Source organism: Arthrobacter sp. UYP6, assembly GCF_040547315.1.
GTDB lineage: Bacteria > Actinomycetota > Actinomycetes > Actinomycetales > Micrococcaceae > Arthrobacter_B.
Genome location: NZ_JBEPPM010000027.1, coordinates 1 through 25074, shown reverse-complemented (window position 1 = coordinate 25074; position 25074 = coordinate 1). Strand labels below are relative to the sequence as shown.

The 25074-nt window shown below is 62.2% G+C and carries 26 protein-coding genes; 16 read left to right on the top strand and 10 right to left on the bottom strand.

Annotated features, from left to right (window positions below; translation table 11 throughout):
- The first annotated feature begins 23 nt into the window (after positions 1 to 23).
- Positions 24 to 809, top strand: coding sequence for an SOS response-associated peptidase (locus ABIB35_RS17755; RefSeq protein ID WP_354183059.1), 786 nt, complete (start codon positions 24 to 26; stop codon positions 807 to 809).
- Positions 810 to 825: 16 nt separating this feature from the next.
- On the opposite strand, the gene ABIB35_RS17750 is transcribed toward ABIB35_RS17755, so the two are convergent.
- A complete protein-coding gene (locus ABIB35_RS17750; RefSeq protein ID WP_354183058.1) occupies positions 826 to 1794 on the bottom strand; it encodes an aldo/keto reductase in 969 nt (322 codons plus the stop codon).
- Between the two features lie 158 nt (positions 1795 to 1952).
- Here ABIB35_RS17750 and ABIB35_RS17745 point away from each other — a divergent pair, with 158 nt between their 5' ends.
- The 4 genes from ABIB35_RS17745 to ABIB35_RS17730 all read left to right on the top strand — a co-directional run bounded on the left by ABIB35_RS17745 (position 1953) and on the right by ABIB35_RS17730 (position 5414).
- A complete protein-coding gene (locus ABIB35_RS17745; RefSeq protein WP_354183057.1) occupies positions 1953 to 2789 on the top strand; it encodes an aldo/keto reductase in 837 nt (278 codons plus the stop codon).
- A gap of 118 nt (positions 2790 to 2907) precedes the next feature.
- Positions 2908 to 3696, top strand: a complete 789-nt coding sequence (locus ABIB35_RS17740) for a thioesterase family protein (protein ID WP_354183056.1) — start codon at positions 2908 to 2910, stop codon at positions 3694 to 3696.
- Between the two features lie 67 nt (positions 3697 to 3763).
- Positions 3764 to 4534: a lipoate--protein ligase family protein gene (locus ABIB35_RS17735; protein WP_354183081.1), complete on the top strand. Its 771-nt coding sequence runs from the start codon at positions 3764 to 3766 to the stop codon at positions 4532 to 4534.
- Positions 4535 to 4592: 58 nt separating this feature from the next.
- The gene (locus ABIB35_RS17730; RefSeq protein WP_354183055.1) at positions 4593 to 5414 is read left to right on the top strand and encodes a pullulanase X25 domain-containing protein; all 822 of its coding nucleotides are present in this window, start codon (positions 4593 to 4595) and stop codon (positions 5412 to 5414) included.
- A 9-nt stretch (positions 5415 to 5423) separates the two neighbouring features.
- Here the strand turns inward: ABIB35_RS17730 and ABIB35_RS17725 are convergent, their stop codons facing one another.
- The 3 genes from ABIB35_RS17725 to ABIB35_RS17715 form a co-directional block, all read right to left on the bottom strand.
- Positions 5424 to 6299: an alpha/beta hydrolase gene (locus ABIB35_RS17725; RefSeq protein ID WP_354183054.1), complete on the bottom strand. Its 876-nt coding sequence runs from the start codon at positions 6297 to 6299 to the stop codon at positions 5424 to 5426.
- Positions 6300 to 6388: 89 nt separating this feature from the next.
- Complete coding sequence (locus tag ABIB35_RS17720; RefSeq protein ID WP_354183053.1) at positions 6389 to 7819, bottom strand: lipase maturation factor family protein; 1431 nt, start codon at positions 7817 to 7819, stop codon at positions 6389 to 6391.
- Between the two features lie 88 nt (positions 7820 to 7907).
- Positions 7908 to 8483, bottom strand: a complete 576-nt coding sequence (locus ABIB35_RS17715) for a recombinase family protein (protein ID WP_354183052.1) — start codon at positions 8481 to 8483, stop codon at positions 7908 to 7910.
- Between the two features lie 658 nt (positions 8484 to 9141).
- Between ABIB35_RS17715 and ABIB35_RS17710 the strand changes: the two genes are divergently transcribed.
- Positions 9142 to 9774, top strand: coding sequence for a hypothetical protein (locus tag ABIB35_RS17710; RefSeq protein ID WP_354183051.1), 633 nt, complete (start codon positions 9142 to 9144; stop codon positions 9772 to 9774).
- Positions 9774 to 10175 carry a GntR family transcriptional regulator gene (locus ABIB35_RS17705; protein WP_354183050.1) on the top strand — a complete coding sequence of 134 codons (402 nt, stop codon included), beginning with the start codon at positions 9774 to 9776 and terminating at the stop codon, positions 10173 to 10175. Before ABIB35_RS17710 ends, ABIB35_RS17705 begins: the two co-directional genes overlap by 1 nt.
- Before the next feature lie 320 nt (positions 10176 to 10495).
- Here ABIB35_RS17705 and ABIB35_RS17700 read toward each other — a convergent pair whose 3' ends face one another.
- The 5 genes from ABIB35_RS17700 to ABIB35_RS17680 all read right to left on the bottom strand — a co-directional run bounded on the left by ABIB35_RS17700 (position 10496) and on the right by ABIB35_RS17680 (position 16510).
- Positions 10496 to 11554: a CU044_5270 family protein gene (locus ABIB35_RS17700; protein WP_354183049.1), complete on the bottom strand. Its 1059-nt coding sequence runs from the start codon at positions 11552 to 11554 to the stop codon at positions 10496 to 10498.
- A complete protein-coding gene (locus ABIB35_RS17695) occupies positions 11520 to 12071 on the bottom strand; it encodes an RNA polymerase sigma factor (protein WP_354183048.1) in 552 nt (183 codons plus the stop codon). Before ABIB35_RS17695 ends, ABIB35_RS17700 begins: the two co-directional genes overlap by 35 nt.
- 955 nt (positions 12072 to 13026) lie before the next feature.
- The gene (locus ABIB35_RS17690) at positions 13027 to 15282 is read right to left on the bottom strand and encodes an FtsX-like permease family protein (RefSeq protein WP_354183047.1); all 2256 of its coding nucleotides are present in this window, start codon (positions 15280 to 15282) and stop codon (positions 13027 to 13029) included.
- Positions 15279 to 15986: an ABC transporter ATP-binding protein gene (locus ABIB35_RS17685; RefSeq protein WP_354183046.1), complete on the bottom strand. Its 708-nt coding sequence runs from the start codon at positions 15984 to 15986 to the stop codon at positions 15279 to 15281. The genes ABIB35_RS17690 and ABIB35_RS17685 overlap by 4 nt, the downstream gene beginning before the upstream one ends.
- Positions 15983 to 16510, bottom strand: a complete 528-nt coding sequence (locus tag ABIB35_RS17680; protein WP_354183045.1) for a PadR family transcriptional regulator — start codon at positions 16508 to 16510, stop codon at positions 15983 to 15985. Before ABIB35_RS17680 ends, ABIB35_RS17685 begins: the two co-directional genes overlap by 4 nt.
- Before the next feature lie 234 nt (positions 16511 to 16744).
- Here ABIB35_RS17680 and ABIB35_RS17675 point away from each other — a divergent pair, with 234 nt between their 5' ends.
- The 5 genes from ABIB35_RS17675 to ABIB35_RS17655 all read left to right on the top strand — a co-directional run bounded on the left by ABIB35_RS17675 (position 16745) and on the right by ABIB35_RS17655 (position 21207).
- Entirely contained in the window at positions 16745 to 17164 is a 420-nt protein-coding gene (locus tag ABIB35_RS17675; RefSeq protein ID WP_354183044.1) for an NUDIX domain-containing protein, read from the top strand.
- A gap of 627 nt (positions 17165 to 17791) precedes the next feature.
- Positions 17792 to 18976, top strand: a complete 1185-nt coding sequence (locus ABIB35_RS17670; protein ID WP_354183043.1) for a sensor histidine kinase — start codon at positions 17792 to 17794, stop codon at positions 18974 to 18976.
- A complete protein-coding gene (locus ABIB35_RS17665; RefSeq protein ID WP_354183042.1) occupies positions 18973 to 19647 on the top strand; it encodes a response regulator in 675 nt (224 codons plus the stop codon). Before ABIB35_RS17670 ends, ABIB35_RS17665 begins: the two co-directional genes overlap by 4 nt.
- 86 nt (positions 19648 to 19733) lie before the next feature.
- Positions 19734 to 20597 (top strand): hypothetical protein, encoded by an 864-nt coding sequence (locus ABIB35_RS17660; protein WP_354183041.1) that lies wholly within the window; start codon positions 19734 to 19736, stop codon positions 20595 to 20597.
- Between the two features lie 154 nt (positions 20598 to 20751).
- Positions 20752 to 21207 carry an ATP-binding protein gene (locus ABIB35_RS17655; RefSeq protein ID WP_354183040.1) on the top strand — a complete coding sequence of 152 codons (456 nt, stop codon included), beginning with the start codon at positions 20752 to 20754 and terminating at the stop codon, positions 21205 to 21207.
- A 48-nt stretch (positions 21208 to 21255) separates the two neighbouring features.
- Here the strand turns inward: ABIB35_RS17655 and ABIB35_RS17650 are convergent, their stop codons facing one another.
- Positions 21256 to 21834 carry an ArsR/SmtB family transcription factor gene (locus tag ABIB35_RS17650; protein WP_354183039.1) on the bottom strand — a complete coding sequence of 193 codons (579 nt, stop codon included), beginning with the start codon at positions 21832 to 21834 and terminating at the stop codon, positions 21256 to 21258.
- Positions 21835 to 21872: 38 nt separating this feature from the next.
- Between ABIB35_RS17650 and ABIB35_RS17645 the strand changes: the two genes are divergently transcribed.
- From ABIB35_RS17645 to otsB, 4 genes are all read left to right on the top strand, one after another.
- A complete protein-coding gene (locus tag ABIB35_RS17645) occupies positions 21873 to 23159 on the top strand; it encodes an MFS transporter (protein ID WP_354183038.1) in 1287 nt (428 codons plus the stop codon).
- A gap of 75 nt (positions 23160 to 23234) precedes the next feature.
- Entirely contained in the window at positions 23235 to 23438 is a 204-nt protein-coding gene (locus ABIB35_RS17640; protein WP_354183037.1) for a hypothetical protein, read from the top strand.
- 162 nt (positions 23439 to 23600) lie between these two features.
- Complete coding sequence (locus tag ABIB35_RS17635; protein ID WP_354183036.1) at positions 23601 to 23885, top strand: hypothetical protein; 285 nt, start codon at positions 23601 to 23603, stop codon at positions 23883 to 23885.
- Between the two features lie 83 nt (positions 23886 to 23968).
- The gene (otsB, locus tag ABIB35_RS17630) at positions 23969 to 24745 is read left to right on the top strand and encodes a trehalose-phosphatase (protein WP_354183035.1); all 777 of its coding nucleotides are present in this window, start codon (positions 23969 to 23971) and stop codon (positions 24743 to 24745) included.
- Positions 24746 to 25074: the final 329 nt, after the last annotated feature.

The window sequence follows — 25074 nt, the reverse complement described above, 5'->3', positions numbered from 1 at the left end:
GCCGGGGCAGGCACAATGGGAGAATGTGCGGACGATACGTGATGGCCAAGGCAACATCTGACCTGGTGGCTGCCTTTGCTGCCGATCAGGCAGTGGGGGAGGACGTCGCCCCGTCCTGGAACGTGGCGCCCACCGACAATGTGCGCATCGTCACGGAGCGCGTCCACCGCGGCTCCGGGGCGGCCGGGGGAACCGTCACCGCCGGCGGCAGCAGCGAAGGAGCCGACGACGGCGGACCGCCGGCGGCGGTGCGCCGCCTGGCCACGGCCAAGTGGGGTCTGGTGCCGGTGTGGGCGAAGGACTCGAAAATCGGAGCACGGATGATCAACGCCCGCCGGGAAACCGTTCTGGAGAAGCCGGCCTTCCGCAAGGCTGCGGTCAAGCGCCGGGCACTGGTTCCCGCAGACGGCTACTACGAGTGGGAAAAATCCGGCGGCACCAAGATTCCCACGTATCTGTATTCGCCCTCCGAGGGTCCGCTGGCCTTTGCCGGCCTGTACGAGTTCTGGCCCGACCCCTCACTGCCCGAAGACCATGACCACAAATGGCTGCTCAGCTTCACCATCATCACCACGGCAGCCAGTGACGCCCTGGGGCATATCCACGACCGCACGCCGTTGATTGTGCCCCCTGATCTTTACGCGGACTGGCTGGACCCGCAGCTGACGGAGACTTCAGGCGTGCAGCAGCTGCTGGACGCCATACCGGAACCGGTGTTGACCCCGCGGGTGGTATCCAGCGAGGTCAACTCGGTGCGCAATAACGGTCCCGAACTGATTCTTCCGGCGGATGGTGCGTCAGCGGAGTAGAGGCAGTCGCCGCCCGTTACCAGGCATAGTCCTCCGGTGCGGTGCGGTGGCCGGGGAAGATGGTGTCGAGCTTCGCGAGCACCTCGGCGTCCAGTTCGGTGTCGAGGGCCTTGAGGGCGTCGTCGAGCTGTGACTGGACCCTCGGTCCCACGATCGGCGCCGTAACGGCGGGCTGGTGCAGCAGCCAGGCCAGGGCCAGGATGCCCGGGGCAACACCAATCTCATCGGCGTAATCCTCATATTGCACCAGCGCCTCGCGGTGCGTTTCCAGTGCCTCTTTGGCCCGGCCCTCGGTGCGCCGCCCGCCCTGCTCGGTTTTTTTGAGTACTCCGCCCAGCAGCCCGCCCTCCAGCGGTGACCAGGGCAGCAGACCCAGTCCGTACTGCTGCGCTGCCGGAATGACTTCCAGTTCCACTGTGCGGCTGATGAGGTTATAAATGGACTGCTCGCTGACCAGGCCGTTGAAATTCCGCCGCTGCGCAGCCTCCTGAGCGCGGGCAATGTGCCAGCCGGCAAAGTTGGAACTGCCGTTGTAAATAATCTTGCCCTGCTGCACCGCCACGTCCATGGCCTGCCAGATCTCGTCCCACGGGGTGTTCCGGTCAATGTGATGGAACTGGTAGAGGTCAATGTAATCGGTTTGCAGGCGCGACAGGCTGGCATCCAGGGCCCTGCGGATGTTCAGCGCCGAAAGAAAGGTGTCATTGGGGCGCTCACTCATGGACCCGTACAGCTTGGTGGCAATAACCGTATCTTCGCGCCGGCCGCCGCCTTTGGCGAACCAGCGGCCCACAATTTCCTCCGTCCAGCCCTTTTTGTCCCAGCCGTAGACGTTGGCGGTATCAAAAAAATTGATGCCTGCTTCTCGGGCGGAGTCCATGATGGCATGGGCGTCCGCCTCCTCGGTCTTGGGGCCAAAGTTCATGGTGCCCAGGCATAGCCGGGAAACGCTCAGGCCGGAACGGCCCAGATGGGTGTACTGCATGAAATCCTCATTCGAAGTAGTCGGTGACTGAGCAGCCGTCCCGCGCAAGCAGGCACCGGATGCAGGACCCATTCTGCTCGCCGCCGGCCCCTTCGCCTAGGGGTACCCAACACTTCCTGAGGGAAATAGGGTGGAGGCCAACACGAGGAAAGGCAGCCATGACGCATGAACATGTCCCGGGAATGGATCTGGACAACGGGGTCCGCATTCCCCAGTTGGGTTACGGAGTTTTCCAGATCCCGCCGGAGAGTACCCAGGAAGCCGTCGAAGGTGCCCTCGAGGCCGGCTACCGCCACATTGACACTGCCGCTGCCTATCAGAACGAAGCCGCGGTGGGAGCCGCCGTCGCAGCCTCCGGCATTGCCCGGGAAGACCTTTTTATTACCACCAAACTGCGCAACGGAGACCAGGGGCGGGCGCGTGCCGCGTTCGAGGAGAGCCGGGCGGCCTTGGGACTGGACCGCGTGGACCTGTACCTGATTCACTGGCCGGTTCCCTCACAGGGACTGTTCCTGCAGGCCTGGCGGGATCTGGAGCAGATTTACTCCGACGGGCTGGCCCGCGCCATCGGCGTCTCCAACTTCCTGCCCGAGCATCTGGATGAACTTATCCACGCGGCCGCTGTCCCTCCCGTGGTCAATCAGATTGAACTGCATCCCACCTTCCAGCAGCGGGCGCTCGCGGATGCTTCCCGACGCCATGGCATGGCGGTTGAGGCCTACAGCCCGCTGGGGCAAAGCGAGGATCTGGAGAACAGTGCGGTGATCGAGATTTCACTGCGCCACGGGGCAACACCGGCCCAGGTGGTGCTGGCCTGGCAGCTGGCGTCCGGAAATATCGCCATTCCCAAAACGGCCACGCCGGCGCGGATGCGGGAAAACCTCGCCTCGGTGAGCGTGGAGCTAACGCCCCGTGACATGGAACAGATCAACGAGCTCGACGCCGGCAGAAGGCTGGGGGCGGACCCCGCCACCGCTTCCTTCAGCCAGTACTGAGCCGGCCCGGACCATCGGCCTTACCGCCGGCCCGGCAGTTGCCGGTGGACCGGGCCGGCGCCGAGGCCGTGCTCATGTAGCCTGAGACACAAACCTGAACCGCAAGGAGGGCACAGCTGTGGCCGAGTCGTATTACCGCGCCCTGGGCGAGGAGAGTTTTGAATCCACCCTTCATACGCAGGGCGCCTGGAACGAGCATGAGCAGCACATGGCTCCGGTTGCGGGTCTGTTGGCGCATGCGCTGGAAACCTGCAGTCCCCGGCCGGATATGCGGCTGGCCCGCATCAGCTACGACATCCTGGGGGTGATTCCTCGGGGAACCTTCGATGTGCGAACCAAGGTCCTGCGCCCCGGCCGCACCATTGAGCTGCTGGAAGCAGAGTTGATTGCCGGGGGACGGGCGGCGGTGCGGGCTACGGGGTGGCGGCTGGCGCTGGGTTCAACCGGCGAGGTGGCGGCCCTGGAGGACGCCCCGATGCCCGGACCTGACGGCCTGGCAGAGGCCTGGGGGATGACCGCGTGGCCCGGAGACTATATCGGGTCGCTGGATTTCCGCGCCGTTGAGGGCCTGCGGCCCGGACGCGGCCAGGTATGGATCCGCACACCCCACTCCATGCTGGAGGGGGAAACGACGTCGGACCTTGTGCGGCTGGTGGGCCTGGTGGATACGGCCAACGGTGTTGCGGCCAGGGTTCCTCCGGGCGGGGACAGCTACATGTTCCCCAACGTTGACCTGCAGATCCACCTTTACCGCGCCCCCCGGGGCGAATGGCTGGGCCTGGATACCCGGGTTACCTTCGGCACTGACGGGATTGGACTGACCTCCTCCGTACTGCACGACACCGAGGGTCCCTTTGGCCGCAGCGAACAGATCCTGACGGTCCGCCGTCTGGGCGGGCAGCCCTAGGAAGCCGGCCGTGCCCGAGGATTCGCTCTGTTCCGCCGGCAGTTCCGCCGGCAGCGCCGCCGCGGCGGTGCCCCTCACGGTGGTGCGCCAGAACCGGACGCTGGGTGCTGCGGAGGACCTGGACTTTGCTCTGTCCATGCTGGCCGCCGCCCGTACCGGCGGGATCGGGCCGACGCTGCGTATCTACCGTCCGCAGCCCACCGTGGCGCTGGGCCAGCGCGATGCCCGCCTCCCCGGATTCGACGCCGCCGCCCGGGCCTGCCGAGCACACGGATTTGAGCCGCTGACCCGCAAGGCCGGAGGACGGGCAGCGGCCTACCATCAGGGCTGCCTCGTCCTGGACCATGTGGAACCCGGACTCGAGGCGGTGACGGGGTCGCGGGGGAGATTCGCTGCGTTCGGCGAGTTATACGCGTCAGCCCTGCGGCAGGCCGGAGTGGATGCGGCAGTGGGTGAGATCCGGGGGGAGTACTGCCCGGGGGAGTTCACCGTTCACGGCGTCACAGGGGCCGGTCGAAAAATCAAGCTTGTTGGCACTGCCCAGCGGGTGGTGTCCGGAGCCTGGCTCTTCTCCTCGGTAGTGGTGGTGCAGGATGCCGCACCGCTGCGCAGCGTCCTGGCGGACTGCTACTCCGCGCTGGGCCTGGAGTGGAACCCGGACACTGCCGGCGCTGCGGAGGATGCGGCAGACGTTGATGTGGACATTGTCGAAGCAGCCCTGCTTCAGGCGTACAGTGCCCGTTCACCGCTGGTCGCCGTGGAGTTCGGCGAGCTGGCAGATTCCCTCCGCCGCGGCGGTGCCACTGTGTCCAACACTGCTGCCTGTCCCGTATCCTGAGCGGCGATCAGTAAGCTCAGTAAAGGATCTGCACACACCGTTTGAAAGGGTAGGGACATTGGCCAAAAACACCATTGAAAACACTGCACTGAGGCTCAAAGCCGTCTTGGAAGTCCTGGCAGCTGAAGATCCGGCTGTAGAACGCAGGATCAGCCGGGGGGAAGTACTGGCCGCCGCTGTGGCGCAGGTGCCGTTGACGGGCGGCGAGTCCGAGCTGCTGGCCAGCGGCGCAGCCCGGGGCGAACGGGCCCTGTCCAACGCCAGCAGCAAACTGGTCAAGGCCGGCTGGATCACCAAGGAAGGACGGGCCGGCTGGAGCATCACAGTGCCCGGCCGGCAGGCGCTGCAGGATTTCCCGGACACGGCCGATCTGCTCGCGGCGATGAACGGTACGGCGCCGGCTGCTGCGGCGGGCGCCGGCACGGCGGCGGCACCGGACGCGTCCGCTGCCGCCGATGATGTGGAAAACGTCATTGAAGAGGCGCTGCAGGAGGCGGTGGCCGTTCCGGAGGTTCCTCGGGAACACCACGGCGCCCACCGGGGTACGGACCTGCCGGATCCCTCCTTCCCGCAGCCTGACGCCGTCGTCGTGGCCGGAAACCTGGGCAGCGCCCTGGGCGGAGCCGACTGGGATCCGTCCGGCGAGGCCCTGCACCTCACCTTTGACCGCAGTGACGAGCTGTGGAAGCTCACCGCCGACCTCCCCGCCGGGCACTATGAATACAAGGTTGCGCTGAACGGCTCCTGGGAGGAGAACTATGGCAGGTACGGGCACCGGGACGGCGCCAACCTGGACATGGCGCACGACGGCGGCCCGCTCACCTTCCTGTACGACCATGCGACGCACACGGTGGTCACCAAGCCGGACGTCAACTCCTAACGCACACTGCTAGCGGTCCATGGGTTCCGGGGAGAGCCCGTGGCGGGACAGGAAATCCAGGACGGTCTGGGCCACAATCTGCCAGCCGTGGTCAATCACCAGTGAGTGTCCGCTGCCTTCGATCTCCAAATACTCGGTGAAGGACGGCGAAAAACGGTAGCGGTGGGCGGCTGCACGGACCACCGAGGCAGGAACCACCCGGTCCCGGCCGGCCCCCACCAGGAGCAGCGGCCCCCTGCCCACCGAGGTGTCCACCCGAACCGGAGTGCGCGGAAACAGGTTCGCCACTGCTGCCTGGAACAGCGGCCGGCCCGGCGCCGGCATCACGCAGGTGGCGTGCAGGTCATTGGACTCGCGTTCGGAGACGGCGTTGGCGAACGTCCGCCGGAAATGCTGCGGCGACTGGCGGGTGATCCGGCGGATATTCAGCGGGTTCCACAGCACCGGCAGGGTGGATCTGAGCTGGACCGGAGGCAGGCGCAGCACACCGCGGAACTGGGTGGGCGCAATGGCAACCGCCGCTGCTGCCGCCCCGCGGGCCAGGAGCTGCTGTGCCAGCAGGCCGCCAAAGGAATGGCCCACCAGCACCGGCGGCTGCGGCAGTCCGCTGATAAAGCTCTCATAGTGGTCCAACACTTGGGCCACGCCCGTTCCGGCCATGGGGCCCGGGAAGGCGTTGGCCGCCGGTAGATTGTCCGGTTCCCCCGGCCAGCCGGGTGACGCCGCCGCATAGCCGTACTCCTGGAAGAGGTCCACCCAGGGGTCCCAGCTGGTGGAATGCAGCCACAAACCGTGGATGAAGACCACGGGAACGCGGTCCTCGGACTGCAGCGGATCCGAATCCAGAGTGGCCAGGGGAATCGGAGGGCTTCCGACAGGGGTCATGGCAGTGCTCCTCGCATCGGCTGTGATCCGGGCCGCAGGCTGGGCCGTGCTGGCAAGTCTGCCATTTCAGGCTTCCGCAGCGGTAGATGTCAGGGTTCGATTTTCCGGACCGGATCGCTGAGGAAGCCCGCCGGTTCGCGCACCCACCACACGCCGTCGGCCCGGCGTTCCGCCGGCGTGGAAAACCTGTACCGGTACACCCGCGCCCGCACCCACCGGGGCGGCGTGCCGGCGAAGGGATCGGCGCGCAGCAGCGCGAGGGTCCGGCGGTCGCCGTCGAGCAGTCTCTGCAGGAGCACCGGAAACCAGGAACCGCCCGAGGCGCCCAGCGCCAAAAACCACATCAGCCAGTCCAGCCGCAGATGGTACGGCGCGAACTGGCGCGGCATCCGGGACGGGTCGCCGGGCTTTCCCTTGAAGTCATACTCGAGCCAGCGGGCGTGCGGGCCCGGCTCGTCCAGGGTGCCCTCAATGATCACCTCGTTCCGGGTCCGGGTGATGCTGCCGAACGCGCCGTAGGCGTTGGAGAGGTGCCAGCGGTTGAAACTCGCGTTCATCAGCTGGTTCCGGCTGAACAGGTTCCGCAGCGGCTCCCACGCCCAATAGAGCATCAGTGCCGTCACCGTCAGGACGACGACGGCGAACCACACCGGAGTTGCCTCCGGATCGGGGGTGGTTATGGCAGCTTTAGGAAGCAGTGGCTGGAGGTTGGAATCGGCCACCGCGCTGAACGCGATCAGGATGGTCAGCACGTTCAGCCAGGCGAAGTTCCCGGACAGCACCAGCCAGAGCTGGGTGACGATGACAAGAAGTGCGGCAATCCCGGCGATGGGCTGTGGAAAGAACAGGAAAAAGGGCACCACCAGCTGGGCAAAGTGGTTGCCGAGGACTTCGGCCTTGTGCAGGGGCCTGGGCAGGTGGTGGAAGTACCAGCTGGCCGGGTTGGGCATGGGCTGGGTTTCGTGGTGGTAGTACAGGGCGGTGAGGTTCCTCCACTCCGGATCCCCGCGCATCTTGATCAGCCCGGCGCCGAATTCCAGCCGGAACACCAGCCAGCGGAAGAGGAATAGAACGGTGACCGGGGGAGCCACCTCGTTGGAGCCCAGGAACGCGGCCAGGAAGCCGGCCTCCAGCAGCAGGGACTCCCAGCCGAAGCCGTAGAACGTCTGGCCGACGTTCACGATTGACAGGTAGAGCCCGAACAGCAACCCGAAGGCCACCATCGGCAGCCACGGCGGCCCGGCCTGCGGCAGCCCTGCCACCAGCAGGGCAGCGCCGGCCGCGCCGGTCCAGGCTACGGCGAGCAGGAACCGGTCCGAGTAGTGCCAGTGGAAGAGGGTGGGAATGCCTCGGCCCTTGATCCGCGCCAGAAAGCGCGGGGCTGGGAGCAGCCCGTGCTCGCCCAGCAGGGCGGGGAACTGGTTGGCGGCCGAGATGAAGGCAATCAGATAAACGGCGGCTATGCCGCGCTGCAGCACCTGCCGCGCAAATTCGTATCCTTCGGCGCTGAACAGTTCCATGGCACGGTCCACCGTAGCGGGTGGGGTCCTGCACCGGGAGCGGTTGCCGGCAAAGTCCCTGGATTTAGTGCGCTGCGGCGGGGTGTTGTCAGCGTGGTGTTCGTTGGACGATGCGGTACACCGTGCTTCGAGCGACGTTGAAGAGTTCGGCGATCTCGGTGGTGGTATGTTCTCCGGCGGTATACAGGGAGACCACATGTGCTTCCTGCAATTTGGAGAGTTTGGGCTGCTTGCCGCGAAGCCGCCCCTTGGCTTTGGCGATCTGCATGCCTTCCCGGGTGCGGGCTCGTATGAGGTCGGATTCGAACTCGGCAACCATGGCGAGGACATTGAACAGCAGCCGGCCAACAGGGTCGGCCGGATCGTGGATGGATCCGCCGATACTCAGCTTCACGTTTTTCTGGGTGAGTTCTTCGATGATGTTTCGCGCATCGGGCAAGGAACGGGCGAGCCGGTCGAGTTTGGTGATGACCAGGGTGTCCCCGTCGCGTACCGCGGCCAGGGCCTGACTCAGACCGGGCCGGTCGCGGTTGGTGCCAGTCAGCCCGTGATCGGTATAGACCCGGTCTTTCGGCACCCCGAGCGTAGCGAGTTGGTTGCGCTGGGCTGTGAGGTCCTGCTCGCTGGTGGATACGCGCGCGTAACCGATACTAAGGGCACTCATGGTTCCCAACGTAGCGGTTGAGCTACCTTCACCGGGCAGATGCGTGGGCGGGGTATACGCGAATGACGAGGTCAAGCAGGTATATGGAAATGTCCTAGGCGGGTGAGTGGGTGGGACGGGTCGCGGTATGGGACCGGCTTGCGGACCTCAATACGGAAACGGTCAGGAACCTCTTGTATCACCCGCTTGACACAAGAGATGGCCTTCCGCTTGTATTGGCGTCAAGATACAAGCAGTCCTAGGAGGACATTCCATGGGGTCGATAGCGGTAGTTTTAGCGGTCGCTGTAGCAGCCTTGATCGGAGCCGGGTTGTGGGTTCTCGTCCGACGTGCCATCAAGGGCTCCCAAATGACCTTCGTACCCGTGCCTTCATCTGCGGCGGGGGAACGTTACGGTGCTTCGGTGTACCGCAGTGAGGTTCGGGCATCCCTGACAGCTTTACTCATCGGGGTGTCAGTCACTGTTCTGATGTGCCAGATCGGCACCTGGTGGCCGCAGTGGTACGGCCTCCCGTACGCTCTCGCCGGGTCAGTTGGCGCTCTCGCAGGACTTAGCGCTTACAACCTGTATCGACGGACAGGTTGGGACTCATCTCCAGGGGAGCGGACTCATGCGGAGCTCACACCTAGAAGGCCAGCCTCCTTTGCCCGGCAGTGGGTGTTCGCCCTTCCGCTTGCTACGGCACTCACCCTCATTCTCGGACTGGTGCTCACCGGGTTGTACTCATCGGCCGACGAAAACGGGCTGCATCGCATTTACCAGCGCCGCGGGCTCTCGGGCTGGGGTATCGAGGACGGACGGGTAGTGGACGTGCATTACAACTTGTCCTCGACCGGTCCTTTCCCCGGTTGGTATTACGGCGTCCCCGTCATGATCAGCACGGTCCTGCTGATCATCGTCGTGTACTGGTCGCTACGCAGGATCGCCGCCGCAGCCAGACCAACCTCACCTGGGCTTTTCCACGTGGATACGGCTCTTAGATCGCTAAGAACCGTGTTCGTCATGGCCACCTCCAGCGCGGCCCTCGCGTTCCAAGTCGCAGGGCTCCTGGCCATTGCTGGCAACGTTTTACGGGTTAGTCACCTTGACGCAGTCCCTACTGCCGATACCTTCGCAACTGCTAACACGGTCCCGGTTGAGCCTGGACACACACTCGCACTGATTGCGATTTTGTCCTCCCTGGTCGTCGCCGTGGCCGCGGGTATCCTCCTCATTAAGGCTCTTACCGTCGTAGCGGACCTGCGGTTCGCGGAAAGAATCGCCCGCACCTCTGACCCCGGACCAGCGTGATGATCAGCATCGATTCCTCATCAGCGGTTTCACCGGTGGAACAAATCCGTTCCCAGATAGCCGCTCGGATTCGGGCCGGTCAGCTTGCAGCCGATACGCGGCTGCCCCCGGTCCGGCAGCTCGCCGCTGACCTTCGAGTAGCACCAGGATCCGTGGCGAAGGCGTACAAAGAGCTCGAGAAGGCGGGGCTCATCCGCACCATGCGGGCGGCAGGCACCAGAGTCAACCCAGGTCACACAAGCACACAACCTCTCATCAAAATCTCGGCAGACCTCGCGCACCAAGCAATCCAAGAAGGACTCACCCTCAGAGAGGCACAAGACCTCCTCGCACATGCGTGGAAACAGCTACACACAGAACCCGGTGCACACCCGAACCCAGAAAAGCCGCCGACTCCATAGCAGGAAGAAGAGCATTAGTAGAGGGGTCTCTAACAGGACGTAACTGCAGTGCAAACTCGCGCTTTTTACTCTGTCCTAGAACACTGCGTGGCAGTCATCTGTCGTCCGGCAGCGCCAAGACTCAATACTCGGCGCTGCCAAAATCATTCACCCTCGCCGGATCGCTGTTTGGGGCCGCGACGACGATCAGCAGCCATCGCCCTCCAATATGGTGTCCCGGATTCTTGAAGGTCATGGTCCGCCGTTTGCGAGTCCAAGATTAGTGCACCGCTGCTAAGGGTGGATTGCCAGCCCGTCCTCGCAACGGTGGTCTCAGTTCCTCATGGTGCGGAATCGACCACGGATGTCCGGACGGAGCTCCATTCCGTGACTGTGCCTGCGGAGGTGTCGGGAACATCCACCAGCAGAACCCACCGTTCACCAATCATCAGGCCTGTGCTCGGGTCGAAGAGAAGGTCATTCCGGTTGCTCCCATCCGGCGTCGTTATCCCGACAGCGATTCCCTCCCTTCCACCTATAGTGGCTTGTCGGTCAGCGACAACGACACCCGGGATCAGGGCAGCGGCCTGGAAAAGGGAAGCACGGAGGTCGGCCGGAACAACGCCGGTGCGCAGCGACTCGGCGATGGCGCCGAATGCCCGCAGGTCAGGTGTTTTCCCCTGCCCCTTGGTGAAGTCATAGATGTGGTCCAGCAACTTCTGCGGATCGCGCGGCAGCTCACTGGTATCTGTGAGGGGAGACCCAAGAATGGTTTGCGCCTGTCCGTAAAAGGCACCTCCGGGTGCACGGTGAATGCCCACAATGAGTCCAGGTCCCTCCGTTCTGCGGCTATCTCGAAGCATGGCCGCCGCGGCCTTTGCCTCCGGGCTGGCGGAATCGATGGGGAAGCGGTCTTCGCGGTTCCACACCCATTCACCCTCAAGATCAGCCGGAACATAAATCTGGGCAGCAGTGGTTTCCTGCCAGGACAGCTGGCGGCCATCATCGCCGACAAAACTGGAACCGGTGAGTTCAAGAGTCTCTATCTTGAGGTACTGTCCCGGAGACACCAGCGGGTTGGACGTCTTCAGGGTTGCCGCGGCAGCGTCGTCAAGCACTTCCACAGCTTCGGCAGTGGCCCCCGGGTGACTGGGCAGGACAACATCAGCGGCAACCATCACGCCGACGAGGAAGACGGCCGCAGCCGATGCCAAAACTAAACGCCGCCGGATCATAAATGGCCGGACCGTCGTTCCAGCTGGTTGGCCCGGAATCTCTGTGGGTGCGGTTGGAGCGGCGCCGACTGTCGCCATGACTTTCCTGCGGTTACGGGCCAGGGTGGTCGCGGGGGCCGAACCGATGTCGTTACGCATTCCGCGGAGCAGTGTTAACTCGTCCATGCTTCTTCTCCTTGTCATCAAATTCCAGCAGGCCGATGTCGTTGCGCAGCGTGCGACGGGCTCTGTTCAACCGGGATCGAACCGTTCCGATAGGGACCTCGAGCGCTTCGGCGATGCCCTCGTAGGTCAGGTCACCCCAGGCGTACAGCAGCAGGGTGTCCCTATCAATGGCAGGCATGGCTTTCAGCGCGGCGGCGATTTTCCCGGTGGCGACGAATGCGTCTGTTCGGGAGGCAATACGTTCGGATTCATCGGGTACCGCATCCCGCAGGGCTGCCTTGGCCGCGGATTTGAGCATCCTGGACTCGGTCCGGTGGTGCCGGCGAAGCAGATTGGTAGCTATGCCAAAAAGCCAGGGGCGGGCGTCCGGATGGTTCAGGTCGTAACTTCCCAGCCGTTCCCATGCAACCAGGAACGTTTCACCGGTAACGTCATCTGCTGCGAACTCTCCCGCCCGCCTGGCGGCGTACCGGTAAACCGAGGCCGCATGTCTGTCGTATAGTTCCCCAAAAACCACTGGGCTGTCCCGGGCTAAGCGAATTATTTCGCTGTCTGTTTCTGTCCTCACACTATGTATTGCCCGTACACCGTATTAGGGTTCACGGCCTCTTCCCTTCGGCTATGTCTGATAAGCCACTGGAGCCTACCCTCCGACGAATGATCGGAGTATTTATCGTTACTAGAGCCGATTGTGGTGGCACTCGGAGGCGTGATGGAGGATTTTCCGCATCCCCTTCGTGTAGATGAACTCCGGGGTTGCGCGACAGGTCATCCACTGGCTGGCTAGCTTAGAGATTTAAGCAACGAGACTCGTTGGCCCTAAAGTCCTGCGCTTCCGCTGTGGGGGATCCGTCACCGGGACATTGGCTGAACCTACCAAGGGGCGAAGTACCTGTAGGTGTCAGCGGATCTTCTTAGGGCGATAACTGCCAATATCCAGTGATCGTCATGCGGGATCTTCTTGATCTACCGACCTCCGAGCAAAGATCGGGTCGGACCGGGCTTGAATGACGACTCCTATCATCATCAGAGCTGCAACAATCACCCCGATTGGGAAAGCTATATTTTGATTAAAAAGCCCGGCAATCAGGGGTAGGAAGACCGTCAAGACTGCGGCGGCGAAAAAGCATCGCGCAACACGCTTCATCCTGCGTTGCCGCACGAATGCGGCCGGAGGAAAGTCTTCCACTAGCGCGTCCTCCTTTTGTTCGGGGCACTCACTAGTGAGTATCGCAGACCCGTCGGGCGCGAACAGAGGATTCTCCTACAACAGGAACGCCATGAACGACCACGATGGGAGTCAAGTTCGAGAAACCCATGGTCCCGTTGTGTGTCCGCCAGATTCCGCTCGACGAAGCATCGGAAGTCACTGCTTATAGACATCAACCAGCGCCGCCGTTGCCTGGCCGGCACCTGGAACGCCTGCGAAGGCGATCACCCCTCCCGATAATGGATCCTCCACTGTCCGTCGTTTAGGTGAAGCGTGTGGTGTTGGGTGTGGTGTTGCGTTGGATGAGTCCGAAGGTCGCGGTGACGGCGGCCAGGGCGAGGACCAGGCTGATACTGAGAGCTATGAAGTAGTTGGTTCCGGGCCAGGTGACTTGGTAGGAGTCGTTGATGCCTGTGACCATGAGCCAGGCTACGAGGAAACCCAGTCCGATGGAGAGTGCTAGAACGGTCAGGAGTGGTACGGCGGCTTCGCCAAGGATAATCCTACGAAGTGCTGATGCCGGCATGCCCATGAGTCGCATGAGACCGAGGACTTTCTTGCGGTCAAGGATTGCGGAGGCCGTGCCGATGGCGAGGGAGACCCCTGCGATAACAACGGCGATGACCATGCCCAGGTAGGCAAGGACGGCGAGTCCCTGTACGAGGCGGGCGGAGGACTGCAGCTCAAGGTCAGTTGGAGTGGTTCCCGGTGTGCCTGTGATGCCGGAGGTGTTCAGTGCTGTCCGGGCCCGATCGATCGCCTCCGGCGTCCCGTCGGTTTCGATCATGATTGCGACCGGTACCAGCTGGTCGAAGGTGGTGGTGGCTGGCAGCAGTGGAACAGGAGCCGTTGCCCAGCTCTCGAGGAAGGACATATCGAGGGTGACGACGTCGGTCGTGGGGATGGTGGCGAAGCCAAGGCTTGGTGCGTCTTGGGCTTGGATGTGAATGTCGCGTTCGGCGCCGGCTTCGGTGAAGGCAGCTGCTCCGTAGCCAATGGTGGCGTTCCTGATACCGGGAAGCTGCTCTAAGCGGTTCTCGGTACGGGTGGCGTCGGCCGCGGTGTGATCGGCGCTGATGGTCGCGTTGAGACTTGTCGGGTGTGGCAAGCCCGGGACGGCTGTTGGTGTGGGCCGGGTTTCGATGACACTGGAAGCGCCCGCGAAGACGGACACGACGAACACCGCAATGACCAGCCCTGACACAGAACGAAAGGTCGCCGCGGGTGTCCTTTGGATGCGGTTCAGAGCGATCACAGAGGTAGCGGTACGGGCCCGATGCGCACCTGTCCTGCTGACAAGCAGCGTCAGCCACGGACCGGCGGTGACCATGCCGATGAGGATCAGCACGAATCCGCCAAGGAGCAGAGGTGTTTGCAGCTGCGCTGAGAAGTCGTTGTTTGCACGGCTGAGGAGTGCGGCGAGGATCATGGCGGCAAGCCCGCCCAGGAGCGGTGCGAGCCTTCTTCCTCGTGGTGGTGTTTCGGGTGCAGATTGCGTGACACCCAGCGGTCCTATGCCGGCACGACTGGTCCGGTGCGCGGCGGTGAGCGCGGACGCGACGACAACAACCGCGACGACGCTGAGGCCGGCAACCCACCCGGTAGAGAGGTCGGAGATGAACATCCGGGTGCCGTTGATCTGTAGTTGCGCGGCGACCGGTCGGAGAAGGACGGCCAGCACCACACCGAGGAGGGCGCCGATAAGACTTGGGATGGCGGTTTCGGCGGCAGCTATCCGTGCGACTGCCCGGGGTGAAGCCCCGATGAGGCGCAGTGTGGCGAAGCGTTCGCGTCGCTCGGCGGCACCGAGTCCGGTGACGATGCTGATCAGCAGCAGGACGGGGAAAAACACAGCGATCGCGCCGATGGACAGCACTGTCGTATAGGTGGCGGCGTTCCCGCCGTAGGGGTCAGTGGTGAAACCGGTCACCAGCGAGGCGAGGCCTCCTTCACGGATCTCGGCTTCCGTGCCGCCGGTGACGATGACCAGGGAGTCCGGCCCGGGAAGGGCGGAGTCATCAATGGTGCCGGCAAATATCCCATACCGGTCTCCGAGCTGATCACGCGGAGTCGTCTCGATGAGTCGCTGCAGGGCCGGTGAGGCGTAGTACTCACCCGGTGCCGGCGGTGCGCCCAACCCTGGAATCTTCACAGTCGTCGTGTCGAGGGCAGCGACGTCCCGGCGGTTGATGAGCCGGTCACGGAACACTTCCACAGGGTTGGAACGCATCAACACCGTGTCGGTGGTGAGCGGGATAGGCACTGGGGCTTCCGACGATGCGGCTCCGTCCGCAGATGAGGACGATGATGATGTGGCCTCGGAGGAGAAGGCGACGGAAGGTGCACCCATTTCGCGTAGCCAGGCGCCGCGGTCATCGCGGGCATTGAGCCCGTTCGCGCCACCCCAGAGCAGCAGGAGCAAACACACGCCGACCGCGACACCGGCAGCTATACCGGCGAGGCGTCCGTAGGCGGATCTGCTGCCCGTGATCGCGAGTTTGAGCACTACGGTGTTCATGCTGAAACCCGGTAGCCGGCGCTGATGGCTCCATCGCGGACGATGACTTCCCGGTCCGCATAGGCAGCTGACCGGGGGTCGTGGGTGATCATCACGACCGTTGTCCCTGCTTCCCGGACGAGTTCGAGCATCAGTGTCAGAACGTTCTCTGAGGCGAGGGAATCCAGCGAGCCGGTCGGCTCATCAGCGAACAGGACCGAGGGCGTGGTGACCAGGGCGCGTGCGACGGCGACCCGCTGGGCCTGCCCGCCGGAGAGCTCGCCGGGCAGCTTCCCTGACATGGTCGCCAGGTCGAGGCGTTCGAGCAGCTCGGTCGATCGCCGGAGCGCCTCGGGCCGTTTGGTACCTGCGAGTAGGAGAGGGATGCTCACGTTGTCCAGGGCAGTGAGCTCGGGCAGCAGCTGACCGAACTGGAACACGAACCCGAAGTCGGTCAGCCGCAACCGGGACCGATCTTTCTCGCTCAGCCCACCAATCTCCCGCGGGACCTGGTGGGCCGGGGAGTAGGTGACGGTGCCGCTATCAGGGGTGAGGACACCGGCGAGGCAATGCAGGAGGGTCGACTTACCGGACCCCGATGGCCCCATGACAGCGAGGACCTCACCGGTCTGGACGTCGAGGTCGATCCCGCGCAACGCGTCCGTCGGACCGAACGAGTGACGGAGGTCGCGTGCACGGAGAATAGGGGTGTTCGTGGTATTCATGCGTGCTGCAACTCCTTCTTGAGCTGGGTCAGCCTGGCAGTCGTCAAGTCGATCCAGCGCAGGTCCGCCTCGATATGGAACAGCCCGTGATCGCACATCAGGACCTGCAGCAACTGGGCATCTTTCTTGGCCCGGGTCAGCTCACGCATCCGTGCCATGTGCTCCGCGCGCTGCAGATCCAGCAACCGGTCGGCATCATCATCAAGCAACAAGGCGATGACCGTCTTGGCGAAAAGATTGCTTTGCAGGGTCTCGGACGGCACATCCGGGGTGAACAGCCAGGTGTGTACCTTGTCCTGTCCTGCGGCGGTGATCTCGTACTTCTTGCGATCCGGCCCCCCGCCCGTTTCCTCGCCCACCGCGAGGATTAGTTCGTCACGAACCATCCGGGCGAGAGTCGCGTACACCTGGCCGAAGGCCAGGGCTTTCTCAATCCCGAAGTACCGGTCATAGGAATGCTTCAGGTCGTAGCCGTAGCTCGGCTCGCGGCCGAGGAGGCCTAACAAGGTCAGTGTGTTGTTCACAGACCTATCTATACACTCAGTTCATAGTTAAAACCAGAAGGCTCGACAATAGCTAGGGAGAGTGCGCCGGACAGTAGGGACGGCAACCCGAAAGGCGTCCCGCTGCGGGATCCCCATAAGGAAGAACGTGTTCGGGTGTCCTGTTATGTTGAGGGCATGGGGCACATTGGGTCATATCTATGGAAGATTCGGCAACACCTCGGATCTCAACTCGTTCTTCTGCCAGGCGCTCAAGTGCTCGTGCTAGGAGGACAAGAAGGCCATGCTTTGTTCCAGCGCCGAGCGGACAACGGAGTGTGGGAGCTGCCGGCTGGCGGCTGCGAACCTGGCCAGAGTTTCCGAACAGCGGCCGTATCCGAGTTGTTTGAAGAAACGGGCATCGTCGCTAAAGCAGAAGACCTTGAACCGTTCGCGAGTCTGTCCGATCCGTCGGTTCACACTCTGACCTACCCCAACGGCGATCAGGTTCAAGCCTTCGCTATGTGTTTTGTACTCGCTTGCTGGGAGGGAAGCCTGTCTGCAGAGGAGTCCGAGGTGAGTGACCTTGGGTTCTTCCCGCTGGTTGATCCGCCGTCTCCCACTCATGTCCCGACTCTGGCAGTGCTGAAGCTGTATGCGCTGTTCCAGGAAACCGGTGTTTTTCAAGCAAATTAGGCGTCGCGGTAGGGAATCCCCCAGTGATCGTCTCCAGAAACGATTAGTTCGAGTGACTGCGGAAACCTGCAAGATCGGCTGCTTGGAGCCTTATCCAAGCAGAGGTTTCTTCGGCGGCGGACGCACCGTAATGTGCGGACAGCAAGGTCAGAGATGCTTGCCTTGTCAGGAGGAAATTGTGATCAAGCGGGGGAAACGTCGTACTGACTTAGTGGGCGTGGCGGGTGAAATCAGTCTTGGGCCGTCGCTGTCCACCATCATCGTGGCGGTACTTCTTTGGGGCCCGGCGGTGGGGCTTCTCTACGTATGGTGGGGCGACGATAGACGAGTATGAAGGCGGGCCATAGAAAGTGGGGGAGTGCCAAGACGAGCGGGTGACGGTGACGCGTCCGGTCATGGACCGGCTTACAGAGCGGCAACAAAGGCACTCTTGGCGCCAGAAGCGAGAGTTCGGTCTGCTTACCTCCGGATCACTTCAAACATGGCTGCAGCGTCCTCCAGGAGGTGGGAAAAGCTCATCCTCCGGGGGGAACCTGACGATGAATGGCCTGTTTGACGGCAACGCCAGCCTAGGGTGAAACCATGTTTACGTCCCGGTCTCGCTTCCATTCTTTCCTAGGGCCACTTATGGCACCTGCATCCGCAATTATTGTGCTGCTCGCACTATTCGCAGTTGAAAATCGTGGATTCAATAGTGGCAGCGCTCTATTAATCGCTTTGGCAGCAGCCTTGGCTGCTGCTCGGGAGTTACCGACAGCGTCCATTTCTTTTGCGCTGGTCTCGCTGACTGGCCAGGCGCTGGGTCTGTTTCCCGGCGTGCTCGAGTCGGGTGCCCTGACATATACGGCCCTACCACTGTTGGTGTTTTTCGCTGTCCTTGGACTGCCGTCGCAAAGACGTTGGCTTGGCCTTTTCACGGGAGTAGTTTTGGCCGCCTTGACTACTGCTGTGTGGTTCTTGGACAGCACATGGATCAACTACCTCTTCGGGAGCCAGGTGCGCGAAGGCTCCGCAGCACGCATCGGTCTTCAAATGTTCCTCGTTTTTGCTGCCTTCCTGGTCCTGAACCTCGGTGCTTGGACAGCCGCGTATGCGGTGCGAAACGCTTCGGCTAGCGCCCGGGCGCAGGCCGAGGCGGAAAGCCGGCTCGAGCGGACGACCACAGCTCTGGAAGTAGAGCAGGACCGCAACAGGATTTCGCGCGAGTTGCACGACGTGCTGGCACATTCCTTGGCGGTGATCATCGCTCAGGCTGAGGGACTGCGCTATATCCATCGAAGTGAACCGGAGGCGGTGGACGAGTCGGCATCTGTGATTGCCGACGCTGCCCGCAAAGCCCTCACGGAGACCCGCGATGTCCTCGCCGGCCTCCAAACAAATTCCCAAGATCCGTTGGAACAGCGCCTCGCTGCACTGGCAGTCCAGTTTTCGACCAGTGGTATGCCCGTCACCCTGTGTCCGACTGCAGGCATCGCCCCGGCCGCCTCGCCGGAAACCCGCCATGTGGTCTACCGGCTAGTCCAGGAAAGTCTGACCAACGCCTTTAAACACGGCGATAGGGAGGCCGGCGTCGAAATTTTCCGCACCTGGACGCCGGACGGCCTTGAATTGGGTATTTCCTCATCAACGGAGAACGGTCGACAGCCGGGACGGCCACTGCCACCGCCTGGACAGGGAATGCGGGGGATGGAGCGGCGGGCAGCCGAAGCCGGCGGGTGGTTCACAGCCACGGCTGATGGCGGCACCTTCCTCGTGCGGGCATTCCTCCCTCTGGCAGCAGGAAAGCTCGAACTTGAGGAGGTAGGCGCATGAAGGCCCCTACCGCCGACGGTATCCAGTCAGCGTCCACCATTCGGGTCGCGATGGCTGATGATCAACCGCTGTTCAGCGCGGGCTTGAAGATGATCCTGCGCAGCCAGCCGGACATCGAGCTGACAGGCGACGCAGTCAACGGTGAGGACGCTGTGCGGCTGGCCGAGGAAACGCGTCCCGACGTCATGCTGATGGACATCCGCATGCCTGTGCTGGATGGTTGTGAGGCCACCCGCAGGATTGGGGAATCCTGCCCCCAGACCCGGGTCATTGTCCTGACCACGATCGCGCACGACCAGGCCGTGGTGCGTGCCATCCAGTGCGGGGCCGCGGGATTCCTCACCAAAGATGCGACGCCGGAATTCCTTCTCGCGGCCATCCGGACGGTGCATTCCGGACAATCGGTCATCGCGCCTGCCACTACCCGGGAACTGCTGCGGGACTACAGCGCGCCAACCAGACGGAACACGCAGGCGTTGGCGCCCTTATCCGAAAGGGAGCGGGAGGTCTTCCGGCTGGCGGCAACGGGGCTGGGCAACACCGAAATTGCCTCGACATTAGTTCTGGGTGAAACCACGGTGAAGTCCCACATCGGCGCAATCCTCGCCAAACTCAAGCTGCGCAATCGGATCCAGCTTGTTGCCTTCGCTTACCAAAACGGACTGGTCTAGCCGTTTCCCACTCGCTATCTCAATCCAAACCGAGGAGTTCTGACATGCAAAACCATGGAAATCAGACAAGCAGAAAAGCCCTTCCAATGAAGCGCGTGGCTGCCGCGGCTATTCTCGTCGCCGGCGGTGCCGCAACTCTCATTGCGGCAGCCTTACCCAACGCTCCGGTGGTGGCTGCACCGGAACCCGTATCAGGTATTGTGCGCGACGCCGAGGCTTACATGGCATCGGATCCGATTGCCGAAGAAGGTGTGCGGCAGCTAATTTCCGAATGCATGGCTAACGCCGGATTCGACTACACGCCGCCCGCTGAAACGGAAGGCGCCAGGGGCCTCAGTGAATGGATCGGCTTCGAGCGCCTTGATACTGCTGTTGCAAAGGCGGAGGGCTACGGCGGTCCTGTAGCGGGTAGTGAGCCGGCACCGGGCAGTGTTCAGGCAATCATGTTCAGCGACCCTGCCTTCGATACGGCGCTGTACGGTCCGGCTGATGAGCTTGCCGAAACAGGAAGTTATGGAACCCGGGCCGGCGGCTGCCGGGGTGAAGCTGTGACCGCCATCTATGGGGACATGGAGAGGTACACCCTGGCCACAGTCGCCTCCATGAACGCCTTCCCTGCATCGAGGGACGCTGCCTCATGGGATCCTGAAATCGAGGCCGCCAACCAAGACTGGCAGGACTGCATGGCCCAGACTCCCTACAGTTCACTTCGGACCCCGGGCGAGGCCAGGACAGCCGGCGAGGCTGCAGATGGCCAGGAAGAAATCAAGATAGCTGTCACAGACGCCGTCTGCCGCGAAGAAACGAATCTCCAAACCCGCATCGACGCAGTTTTCGATAAATACCTGACCACCGAAATGCAGCAAATGGCGACGGAGATGGCAGAAGTAACGGAAATTAAGACTCAGGCCGCCCAGCGGGCTCAGGAAATCAGTAGGTCCTCCAGCTGATCTTCCGGCCGATATAGGGGAGGTGGCGGGACCACGATGGCCCCGGCGCCTCCCTCGTCCCTGACAGGGTTGTTCTCCTGCCCGTGGCTGCGGGCGGTTTTCGGGTGAAGGATCGGCCTACGGATACCCTGGCGCATCGGTTACGCTGGCTCTCATGTCTCGAATCCTGATCACCGGCATGTCAGGGGCGGGAAAAACGACCTTGCTGAATGAGCTGTCCAGACGGGGACACCAAACGATCGACACCGATTACGACGCGTGGGTCCTTCCCAACGGAACCTGGGATGAACCGCGCATGTCGGCCCTTCTCGAGTCTGAAGCGTCCCTGGTTGTCTCGGGAACCGTCGAGAATCAGGGACACTTCTATGATCGCTTCTCCGTTGTTGTTCTCTTGAGTGCGCCGGTAGAAGTTCTCATCGAGCGAGTCTCGGTTCGTACGAACAATTCATACGGTAGCTCCGGGGCTGACCAATCCCAGATCCGCCAGCACGTTCTCGACGTCGAACCGCTGCTTCGAAACGGGGCGACCCTCGAACTCGATGGCTGTCGACCGGTCCCAGAGCTAGCCGATGAAGTGGAACGCCTAATCGTGGCGTCTGATCAGACCTGAGCCCGCTGGAGGATCGGCTTACGGGGGGGCCATCTCGGTGTAGTCCGTTTATTCTTCGGCCGCTGCTTCGCTTTGGTCGTCAACCTGGCCCGCTGCTTTGTGAAGAATGAATAGGCCTCCGTAAGAGGGCTGGTCGGAACGCTGCTGGTCGGTGTCTGTGTATTCGCTGAGCACGGCGAAGATCCGGGTGCTGAGATCCTCGGCATCTTGCGGCGAGAGGTGCAGTGCGAAGCGTGAAAGGGTGGCGAGTGCATCCGGACCTGCTTCGGTCAACTCCTCGCGCAATGCGTCCAACGGGGCAAGAGGTCCTTCTGGGCCTGCATCATGTAGAGCCCTATCCAGGTTCCACGATCGCCCTGTCGAGCGATATGGCTTCTCCAGTGCACCGCTGACGCCTGTACGGACCTTGGCAGGTTCAAGGAATCCCGCGGCGAGCAGCTGTCGCACGTGATAAAGAACTGTCCCCGGATCGTGTCCTAAGCGGTCAGCGAGCTGCTTATTCGTCAGCTCATGGAGCTCGCACAAGCGAAGTATTCTCAGGCGCAGCGGATGAGCCAGCGCCTTGATTTCCTGAGCGTTGGCAGCGGGATTCTTCCGTTTCGCGTCCCGCCGTTTCGAGTCGGTCATACCCTCATCCTAGATGTTGTTTAGTAAAATCAACCCCCTTGAACTTTATAAATCAGTGTGTCATGGTTCAGGGCATGACAAATAGCGCACCGCAAGCGAAAACGACGGGTGGGTTGTCCCTCGGGGCTTCCTTTTGGAAGCTGTGGACCTCATCGGGGCTGTCCAACCTTGCGGATGGGGTCTTCAAGATCGCGCTACCGCTGATGGCGATTCAGCTCACACAGTCCCCGACGCTGATCGCTGGACTCACTGTCGCCGCAACCCTTCCGTGGCTTCTCTTCGCGTTGACCGCCGGAGCACTGGCAGACCGATTAGACCGTCGGAAGCTGATGCTGTGGGCCAACCTTGGTCGTGCTGTCCTGCCCGCTTTGCTGATAGCGGTGATTCTTCTCGACCTCGGGTCGATCTGGGCTCTATACGTCGTCGCGCTGATGGTGGGGGTGGCTGAAACCATGTACGACACCTCGGCGCAGTCGATCCTGCCCCAAGTGGTGGACAAAGATCAGCTTTCACGCGCCAATGGCCGGCTCTACGCCGTTGAACTCACCGCTAATCAGTTCCTTGGACCGCCATTGGGTGGGCTGCTGGTGGGCATTGGCGTGGTTGCGGGCTTCGCCGTTCCGGCAGCCCTATGGCTTGCGGCGGTCGGTGGTTTGCTCCTGCTGCAGGGCAGCTTCCGGATAGAACGAGAACAAAAGACGACACTGCGGTTCGACGTCAGGGAAGGACTGAAGTTCCTCTGGAATCAGAAGATTCTTCGCACACTTGCGCTGATGACCGGGGTCGTCAACTTCGCGTCCAGCGCGGCCTTCGCCGTCCTCGTTCTGTTCGCCGTCGGGCCCGGCTCAGAAATGGGGCTCTCCGAAGCCGGGTTTGGCCTACTTCTGACGACGTCCGCTGCCGGTGCCTTCGTGGGTTCGTTCATCGCGGAATCGGTGGAAGCGAAACTGGGCCGATCCAAATCCCTGGCGCTCACCATCCTTGGTTGCGCACTGTTCGTCGGAGCACCAGCACTAACCAGTAACCCCTATGTCTTAGGGCCCATTCTCTTCGTGGGCGGCATGCTAATTGTGCTGTGGAACGTCATCACAGTCTCGCTGCGTCAACGTATCGCCCCGAACCGTTTATTGGGCCGTGTTAACAGCGCCTACCGCCTTCTGGCGTGGGGAACCATGCCCCTTGGGGCGGCAGCCGGGGGACTGCTGGCACAATGGCTGGGATTACAAGCCATGTTCGGCATTATGGGATCACTAACCCTCGCACTACTGGTGGCGATGCCCATCCTGACAGACAACGCAATCACTGCTGCCGAGGCAAGCGACTAAAACCAAATTTTGAGACAGAATCCTGCTGCGGTGGGGGATCCGCTTGTGAAAAGTAGAACTGCTTTGATTTCGGGTATGAGCAGAATCGTGATCCGCCCCTTCAACCCTGGTGACCCAGCCAGACTGCATGCAGCGTTCACGGCTGTTGGCTGGGAAAAGCCGGTCACGTTGTTCGAGCGGTACCACCAGGATCATGTTTCACAGACCCGTTACGCCGTGCTCACAGAGGTGGGTGGAGACGTTGCCGGTTATGTGACCTTCGCGTGGAAGTCGGCTTGATCTTGACCTGTGATGAAGAGCTGCACTTCGACGTCGCGTCAGGGTCAATCTCCGTGGCGGCGCCCGTAAGTCGATCCCGGAACGGACACCAGAGCGTGTGACGATTCACAGGCTGACAGGCACGCTACCGCGCGATTATTTGCCTGGCGGTACTGTCGATGAATGCGAGCAGAACTGATTGACCCGCGGGACCAAACCCTGCAGATCGATACTCCCTCCTACCGGGTGTACTTCTGGACTGAAGACGGAGCCAAAGAAGAGTGGGAGCTCTCAGGAGCGGACCTTTACGAGGTGCTCGAATGGATACGTTCCACAGCCAGCGGCCGGTCGTACAGCCTTTGGGTCACTACACGGTCTCCGGGTAATGTCTGCCTTATACGTCTCCAGGGGATTGATCTGGACGCAAATGCTGAATCCTGGCCAGCCTGGGCCGGAATGACCTATTAGATAGAATCCCGCTCAGGGGGATCGCCCAGCGGGCTCCTGATGTCAGTCGAGTAACGCTGCATGCTCTCGGTTAGTGTGGGTGTATGGATGCAGCGACCGCAGCGATACAAGCTCTGACAGCCAATGAGAACGCTGGGCTGGTCATGGATTTCGACGGCGTTCTCTCTCGAATAACCGATGATCCCGATGCCAGCGAGTTGCTGCCAGGCACCAAGGAAATCCTCGCCGGCTTGGCGACCAGACTCTCGGTTGTCGCGCTCCTCTCCGGACGACCTGCCGGCTTCCTCGCGGCGCGGGCATCCATCCCAGGGGTAGAACTTTATGGTTCCTACGGTCTTGAACACCTCACTGAAAACGGCATCGAGGTTGACCCCGAAGCCCAACAGTGGATGACAGCAGTGAGCGCAGCCACTCAGGCGTTGCACCGAGAACTAGACGATATTGAAGGCATTTACGTCGAAGACAAGTCCCTCGCGGTCGCCGTCCACTGGCGGCGCGTACCAGACCGTGACAGCGCCACGAAACGAATCGCACCGCTCGTTCAGGAAATGATCAGTACTCATGGACTGCGCCACGAACCCGGCAAGTTTGTCGAGGAACTCCGAATGCCCCTGAAACAGGACAAAGGCACTGCCCTTCAAAGGATCATCAGCACTAGGAATATCCAGGCGGTCGCATACGCAGGTGATGATCGAGGAGACATGCCGGCATTCGAAGCGGCAACCGCAGCTGGAGGGCATGCGCTAGTCATTGATGCCCCTGACATCGCTCCGGACGTAAGCAAGATAGCCGGAGCCCACTTCGACAGCCCCGAACAGTTTCAGGCCTGGCTGCAGCAACTCAGCGACGCAATGCGATAGCGAGGGCTGTCCGGACATGGATCCGTCTCGTCCCTCCACTGACCTCTGTAGCGATAAACGAGGACGAGCAACACTGCACCAACGAGCAGAAACACTGCAGCGAGGGGCCAAGAAATCTCGCCAGTGAGCAGCCAAACTATACCCCAGCCCATAAGCAACCCGCCCAAGATCGTGACAGCGAACCATATTCTTGTCCGCAGGGGCACCCGCCATATAGGGCCCCGCCTTCTTCTTGTGGCCTTGACCCCGGATGGTGGACAGGGGCTAAGCGGCGAGGTCGATCCCTGCGCCCTGTGATGAGTATTCCAGCTCAAAGTCCACGGGGCTGA